Genomic DNA, 2,989 nt, shown 5'->3' on the forward strand with positions numbered 1-2,989 from the left:
CATGGGAGCGGTTATCCCTTAGTAGACTTGCACGCCTTAGCCAGACGCGATATTTCTCAAGTTAAGATTTACAAGAAAGACTACCGCTATCATTGCTTGGTTTTCGCGTTGGCAATAGTCTTAATTCAATACTTGATATCCTAGGATTATATATCAAGTGGGCGATGTTCTTAACTCACTTATGTCAATGCTTATCAACATAAGTATAGTTTTGTCTATAAAACATTCAGCTTAGGACTAGCTCACCGAAACCAGAAAGTTTTGATTGATTGTTATTTGTAAATCCGTATCTGGGACGATGGAAATTAACTCAACGCTATTTCTGCCAAAGAACAGCCCAATCAAACCGCCGATAGCCGCACCACCTAGCACTTCTTCTGTAGCGATAGCGCCATCCCCTGTGACCGCAGACACCGCCGCCGCCGCACCAGCACCTAAGACACTATTACGGATAATCGTACTGGTGTTAATACCCTTTCTAATAGTTTCAGTTTTAGTAATTACTTCTGAAGAAGCGTTAATTTTATACTCCTCACCTGTGGTCAAAACTAACTTCTCCGCCACGAATTGAGAACCCCCTTGAGCAGGTTGGAGTTTACCCAAAACTTGACTACCAGCCGGAATGATTACAGTTCCTTGTCGGGTAATTACATTTTGATATACTGTCAGAGTCAAAGGTGCTGTTTCATCTTTGGTGACGAGAATTTTTTGCCCCTGAGCATACTTCACAGGAATCACAGTCCCTTGGGGAATAGTCACAGATATCGGTGTGGGGGTGGTAGGCTCAACAGCGACAATATAGGGAGAAATAATTGCAGAGGCTTGATTAGAACTAACCAACGCCTGATAGATAAAAGCCGCTACCTGTGCGCGGGTGGCGGTTGCAGTTGGATTCAGCAACTCAACGTTAGGATAGTTCACCACAATTCGCCGCTCAGTAGCTGCAGCGATGGGACTACGCGCCCAGTCAGCAATATTAAAGCTGTCGTTGAAAATTTGCAAAGTAGTTTGAGTATTAATACTCGGAGAATAATTTAACCCGTTGGCTAAAGCCACCAAAACCTGTTGGCGCGGGATCTTCTGGTTAGGCTCGAAGCGATTACCGGGATACCCTGTTAAGAAACCGATGGTATAGGCTTGTCGAATGGCATTAGATGCCCAAAAATTACTAGGAACATCCACAAAATTGATTGCTTGCCGTTGTGGTCCTTTTAGGAACGCATTGTTAATCATCGCGGCAAATTGAGCGCGGGTTACTGCTTCTTCGGGGCGAAACCTACCATCAGGAAACCCAGCAATTACACCTCGCCTAGATAACTCTTGGATGAACTGTGCCGCCCAATAGTTAGATGGAACATCGGAAAATCTCGTTTGAGCTAATGATGGTGTGGTTGTGATTAAGGGTGCTACAGTACCTAATATGAAGCTTACGGCTAAAATTACTGGGGTTCCACATTGCCAAGGATTTAAATTCAACATTGCTTTTTAATGCCCTAAATTTCAGTTTTTCTCCTAGGTATTCAGACAATTTGCGTCATTAAAAGTTCCTGAAATGTTGATTTTTAATCCTGACAATATTAACTATCATTTGTTCTTTAGGGAATAGGGAATAGGGAATTGGTGTTTACTTCATGAGCCTGAAAAAGGCTTTATAGCAGCTAAAAATAAAGCGATCGCCTGCCATATATATTTGCACTGGCCATCGCTCATGGGAAATAATTAAACTCACAGATCAAATATAGTCAATCTGATTACAGGTTTATGACTAAATTGGAATTAAGTCCCAGCCTCAAATCTTGTTCGGGTCTTAAAACGAATGCTTCAACTTGTTGTTTCCGCAGCAATACACTAGCTAAAGCACCAGCAGCAGCACCTCCGAGAGGTTCTAAAACTTCAACTCTGCGGTTTCCTGTAATTAGTGAAATTGCAGTAGCTGCACCAGCCCCAATAGCAGCATCTGTTAATACTTTACTGCTATCATTTTTATTAATTGTTTCAGTTCTGGTAATTATCTGAGAGGAAGCATTAATTAATTGGCGACGGCCATCAGTAAAGACTAACTCCCTGGCCACGAACCTCACACCCCTAATATTGTCATTGTTTCTGCTTCTGTTATCGAAATATACGGGTTCTAGCTGTCCTACAACTTCAGTGTTTCTGGGAATTAAGATATTTCTGCGATTATCGATGATGTCATTTGATATTTTCAATGTCAGGTTCAATGTTTCCCCACGAACCACAACAACTCTTTCTTTTTCGTGTGTGACGGGAAGACTCACGTTAGCGTTAGCGGGAATTGTCACTGTTCTGGTTTGCCCAATAGTATACTGGGCATTAGCAGGAGTAAAGGCCATCATCGGAGTAACAGTACTAGTAATTGCCATTGCTACGAGTGCAGCGGTGTGATATTTCCATTGGTGAAGAGTATTCATAATATGCTTGTGCTTAATGTGTGTGCTGTATGATCTGACGGGCTATTGATTATGATTGTTTCTGGTTGGTGCGATTCGTTCTTCCTAAATGAGTAGAAATGCTCAGGGACGGAAGGTAAGACTGGGTAAAAAACCAGACTCTTATAACTGTGTGTTCATGTGGGTGAGAATCCCACCCCCTAGGTGCAAGGGTGACAGCATCTTCCTTACGGTAGCGACTAGCCATCAATCCGTAGAGCACCGAAGAAAAGGCGTTCTTACTGGTAGCCCAAACTGGTACACGTCGAGCAAAGTACCCATGAGTAGTCAACAAAGATGTGTTAGAAGCGTCGTTAAACAAAACCAGCCAAATCAGGCTGATAGGCTGGAACCAAAAAAGGTAAAGGATAAGGAAACGGCTACTCGTCCTTAGTCCGTTATGCACTTCCAACAAACCCGGCGTAAAACATCACTCTAAAGGTACACAGAATGGACACATGGAACGAAGTAACCCCCTTGTTAGCTCTTTTAGAAGGTCGAATCTAAAAGTAGGTGCTAACCGGATGCTGCAAGTGGGA

The 2,989-nt window shown here is 42.9% G+C and carries 3 protein-coding genes; all 3 read right to left on the reverse strand.

Annotation, left to right across the window (positions count from 1 at the left end):
- Positions 1-237: 237 nt before the first annotated feature.
- The gene (locus PN457_RS13085) at positions 238-1,479 is read right to left on the reverse strand and encodes an S-layer homology domain-containing protein (protein WP_271733795.1); all 1,242 of its coding nucleotides are present in this window, start codon (positions 1,477-1,479) and stop codon (positions 238-240) included.
- A gap of 272 nt (positions 1,480-1,751) precedes the next feature.
- A complete protein-coding gene (locus tag PN457_RS13090; protein ID WP_271733796.1) occupies positions 1,752-2,432 on the reverse strand; it encodes a conjugal transfer protein TrbI in 681 nt (226 codons plus the stop codon).
- A gap of 49 nt (positions 2,433-2,481) precedes the next feature.
- Complete coding sequence (locus PN457_RS13095; protein WP_271733797.1) at positions 2,482-2,862, reverse strand: hypothetical protein; 381 nt, start codon at positions 2,860-2,862, stop codon at positions 2,482-2,484.
- Between the last annotated feature and the right edge of the window lie 127 nt (positions 2,863-2,989).

Source organism: Anabaenopsis arnoldii (assembly GCF_028331025.1).
Lineage (GTDB): Bacteria > Cyanobacteriota > Cyanobacteriia > Cyanobacteriales > Nostocaceae > Anabaenopsis > Anabaenopsis arnoldii.

Coding starts and splice junctions, on each gene's coding strand:
- PN457_RS13090 (WP_271733796.1), bottom strand. CDS start 2,432: ATGAATACTCTTCACCAATGGAAATATCACACCGCTGCACTCGTAGCA.
- PN457_RS13085 (WP_271733795.1), bottom strand. CDS start 1,479: ATGTTGAATTTAAATCCTTGGCAATGTGGAACCCCAGTAATTTTAGCC.